The organism is Desulfogranum japonicum DSM 18378 (genome assembly GCF_000429945.1).
GTDB classification, from domain to species: domain Bacteria; phylum Desulfobacterota; class Desulfobulbia; order Desulfobulbales; family Desulfobulbaceae; genus Desulfogranum; species Desulfogranum japonicum.
The window spans coordinates 1-4,802 of sequence record NZ_AUCV01000096.1 but is presented as its reverse complement, the minus strand read 5'-3'; the positions used below and the strand labels follow the sequence as shown (position 1 = coordinate 4,802).

Annotated in this window: 2 protein-coding genes; one reads left to right on the top strand and one right to left on the bottom strand. The window is 41.9% G+C overall.

The genetic code is table 11. The features are described 5' to 3' along the window. Nucleotides 1-1,145: 1,145 nt before the first annotated feature. Nucleotides 1,146-4,379 carry an RHS repeat-associated core domain-containing protein gene (locus G493_RS30785; protein ID WP_161629876.1) on the bottom strand — a complete coding sequence of 1,078 codons (3,234 nt, stop codon included), beginning with the start codon at nucleotides 4,377-4,379 and terminating at the stop codon, nucleotides 1,146-1,148. Here G493_RS30785 and G493_RS33760 point away from each other — a divergent pair. Beyond that, nucleotides 4,359-4,802, top strand: a 444-nt coding sequence (locus tag G493_RS33760; protein WP_161629875.1) for a hypothetical protein, incomplete at its 3' end; no start/stop codon positions are given. The two genes, G493_RS30785 and G493_RS33760, sit on opposite strands and share 21 nt — an antisense overlap.

The following is a 4,802-nucleotide window of genomic DNA, read 5'->3' as shown; positions in this document are numbered from 1 at the left end:
TGCTGCCTTCTTTATCATGAGGGACAATGTAGCGTTTGATCATAACAAACTTTTTGCATGAGAACCGGCCGCAGCGGTGAACCGAAAAAGGGGATGGTTACATAAACCGTGAGATCTGTTTGGTAGTTGCTGCGCCCTTGTAAACTGATTTTTACTCTGCCCATGACATAAACCAGCAAAAGGGATGGCTTGAAACCATGAGATCTGATACCAACACGTGGATATGTCATGGAACCGAAGATTTTCTGGTTCGTCACGATGACGAAAAGGACTGATTTCTATGGCTGCCCGGGGTGCTCCGTTACGAGATATTTGTAGGGTCTCTTCACTTCGCACCCCTTCGTGGTAGCCCGATCTTAATCCTGATGGGTGTCTAGTGCAGCTAGTAACAAGAGAGCACGTACCCTGAGAAATAACGGGCGTAGAGAGGAAGAGAGTTTACAACAAGCAGTTAACAGTCCGTATTTTGACAAGGTATTTTACCTTACGGAGGAGTATATTCCCTTGACAATTGCCTTTTAATGGGTGTCCCCTTTTCCCTTGCTACCGGAGGATTTCGCAGAGCTCCCCTAAATTCCAAATAATTAGCGCCATTATACACTTTACGACCATACTGGAAACTTCCATCTACACTTCAGCCACTCACCACATATCTACCTTCCTTAATCACGACAAAGACCCAAAAGTATAGCAGAACATGCCCACAAAAGACAACAAACATAACAATACTAAAAACACTAAAATCACACTAAATAAAGATGGATACTGATCTTTTTTAATCACAACTCCTTTAGCAACAATTTCTTTTAATGCACAAGCACAAAAAAATTCTATAAAAAAAAATATAAAAGACAAAAAAGACACAATAGCCTTAGCAAGGCGAACTGAAAAAAAACCATAATTAAACAAAAAAGCAACAAATATACCAAACGTTATAAATATGGTTATATTTATTTTTCTTATCGAGTTCACCACTTTCCACCAATAACACAAAATATTATTAAATATTTAAAATTTATTGTAATAAAAAATTTGTATTTTAACAAACTTTATCAAAAAATCAATCACAATCAGGGTTGCTATATAACCATACAAACACAACACCTCTATATTTTTTTTAAATTTACATTTATTTTCCAGACAAACTAATACCCAGCTATTGATAAGGCTGAATCTAAAACACTAACCGCAGCTCCCCACCATCCCTTGACAAAAGTGCCAGCCGTGCTTGTAATTTGAGACGGCTGAAATTCACAAAGAATAAATGTAGCAACTCCATTAGAAATAGAGACTAATTTTGCTACTGAAGCCACAATACCAGTAGCAGGTGTCGCCACCCCTCCGCTAAAAGCAGTAGCTGCTATAGCTCCGACACCAGCTGCATCAGCAGCACAACTAATTTTAGTAGACAAACCACCACAATAGCTCCATCCTTCGAGCGCTTGCAACTGCTTAGCATATTGTTCAGTCAAATAGGGCAGGTCACTCTCATCCCAGTATTCCTTATATGGATAAGGTGCAAATAAATTTATAGTTTCATTAGTGATCCAATGAGAAGGGTAGTAAGTTTTAGACTGACCTTTTTCTAAAACTTCATCAATATGATGCTTCCAATTCCGTAACCCTTCACAATCAAACCAATTAATCGGGTTTTCTTCCACATACGCATACAAATTCACCCCACCATTAAGACCGATGGGATCAGCTGAGATGTAGCGTCCGATGGAGGGATCATAAAACCTGTGCCAGTTATAATGTTTATCTGTTTCAGAATCATAATAGTGCCCAGGAAACCGTAAATTATTCTCTATTTGCCCAGTTTGGACAGTAGCTTTTCCAAAAGCATTGTAAACTGTGACCCAAACAGCAGTACCTGAAGTATCAGTTATAATATTAGGCGTTCCAAGATGGTCATTATGAAAGAAAAATATTTCACCACTCGTCTTCAATATGACAGGGTTAGTCGTCCATATTGAATTCGGAGTATATCCATATTCCGTTTGCAACTCTCCAGATGCTGTAAACTCTGCCACCAACCCTTCTGCAGCATAATAAAACCAAGTCTGCTCGCCATTTACTTTTTTGGCGACTCTCCGTCCAAAAGGATCATATACATAATCTGCATACACATCATTCTTTATTATCTGCACTAAACGATTTTCTAAATCATATATATACTCTACAGTTTCATTTGGAGAAGAGCTCCTAAGAGTATTGCCATTAGCATCGTATTGGTATTGAATTTCACTGGAGCGGAGAAGTTGATTATTTGCATTATAGCTTAAATCAATATGTTGTCGATCGGCAATACGGTTATGAACACCATCATATTTAAACAGTTCTGTTTTTTGCCCATTTTCTTCCACCTGGATCAGTCGCTGTAGGTCATCGTACCCATATTGAGTGACCGTATTTGCAATTTGCTTGGTATTTACCTGATTAAGGGCATCATAAGTGTAATTCAAGTCGAGGACTATTTTACCCCTAGCAACGCTCCGTCGTTCTACTAGTCTTAGCAGGCCGTCATAACTATTGGTTTGCTCTATTCCAGGAAATATTAGCTTTTCAGGGAGAAGCCAATTGAAATGTTCATAGGATATTTTTGCCACACCCGGAATGGATACTTCTGTCAAACGATTGATACTGTTATATTGGTAGTAGTGGGTTTCACCATCAGGAGCAGTGTAGCTTTTTTTCAGACCATTTTTGTAGTAAGTGTATGCATGTTGTGCCAAAAAGGTTCCATAGTCAACCTGGCCATGAAGCTCCCTTCCCAGGATATCGTATGTATAAATGCCCTTGGTGGCACCGTCGTTATAGCCGGTAAGTTGGCCCTGTTGATTAAAATCAAGGATCACTGTTTTTTCTGGCTGGCTGTCTGCAGATTTTTGTAGAGTATAGCCGTGTAAATGCCCTGTGGCATCATACTGATATGTTTTCAACTGTCCTTTGGCATCAATTGCTTGCAGTAAACGACCCGCTTGGTCATACCTAAAAGTAAAGGTATTTCCCAGCGGTCTGATTTCACGTATTTTTTGGCCAATTTTATTATAAGTAAAGGTGGTTGTCTGGCCTTTAGCATCGGTCACGGCAATCAGGTTGCCTAAGGCATCATAATTGGAAGTTGTCACTCCGCCTACAGGGTCAATTGTCGCCACTTTTCTCCCAAGCTTATCGTATTCATATCGGCTAGTGTAGCCTTCCGCATTAGTAACAGCAATTCGATGCCCGGCTTTATCATACTGAAAACTGGTGACTTGCCGAACCCCCTCTGCCTTGTCCGTCTGTTTAATCAGTCGACCGCGCAGATTGTATTCAAGCAAACGGGTAAAAGTTGGAAATTTAATTTGAACAGGTTTATCCTTGTAGGTTTTTAAACAGGTACCACAACCCTGGAATCCTCGATAAGTCATTTCGATGGCGTTATTGTTACCATCCAAGATCTTGGAAATTTTGTCCGTACCGTGCTCATAGAAATAGATCTGGTACTTGCCTTCCTGGTCAATTCTTTTGGTGAGGCGATTGTCCTTATCAAAATTGAACCGGACAATGCCGCCTAGGGCATCGGTGACCTTGTTAAGGTTATCCTGATAATCATAGGCAAAGATGGTGGCACCACCTGCGCTGTCAATCTTTTTCACTGGTCGGTTGGCTGCATCGTATTCGGTTTCGATTGTACGACCATTGGCATGGGTTTGTTGTACCAGATTACCCTGGAGATCATAGGATGAAAAAATGGTCACGCCAATAGGGTCTGTAACTGCAAGTAGATTCCCCATGTAATCGTAGGTGCCAGTGGTTATACCTCCGACCGGGTTCACCTCTTTCACCATATTCCCATTGGCATCATAGCTATAGGTGGTAACGACCTGGTCGGCGCCATTGAACTGGATAGTTTTCACCAAGTTACCGTCGGCATCATACTCGAGTTCAGTACGCTGCTCGTCAATAGTCTGATAGGCTCTGCGGATAACAGTGGGCAGGCCCATGTCGTTATAGGTATATCTGGTTTCCACGCCCAGCTCATTGGTTTTACTGAGCTGGTTGTTATGACTGTCGTAGGTGTAGGATACTCTACTGCCGTCTGCATATTCTTTTGTGAGTAGGTTATTGTTGGCATCATAGGTTTTTATTACCCTATTACCCAGCTCATCGATGGTGGTGCGGCCACCATCATAATATTCTTCTGTGCGGATGGTGGCGCCGTTGAGCTTCACCTTGGCAGTTTCGCCATTGTCCAGAAACCAATACTCCTTGACCTTACCCATGCTGGTGGTGACTTTGGCGTAGTTGGTTTTGTAGGAGAAATGTTTTCCACCTTCCATGCGTGAAAGTACGCTTTTGACTGCACCGTCTGGATGGTAGGTAATGAAGAACATTCTGCCAGCCTCATCGGCCTTGGCTGTGAGTTGTCCGTTTTTGCTGTAGCTGTAGCGTTTGTTATGCCCGCGTACATCGGTAAATGTGGTCAGCAGATCGTTTTCCCAGAGATACGAAACTGTACGTTCATGCTGATCTGCAGCCTGGCTGATTTTGCCTTGGGCATTATACGTAAAGGTATATACCGGCGTGTTATGGCGGTCAGTGATGGAGTGCAGTTGCTTGCCCTGGTAGGTATACTTTGTGAGTATTCCCCGGCGGTCACCGGTTTCAACCATTCGCCCCTGTTGGTCGTAAAGCACATATTTTCCTTTTTTATTCTGCCAACGATAGCCGGTATCCAGTGGTTGCAGAGTAAAGGTTTTGAAATGGTATATTCCGTCTGCACTTTTTGTATAGTTGATATTGCCCTTTCTGAGCAC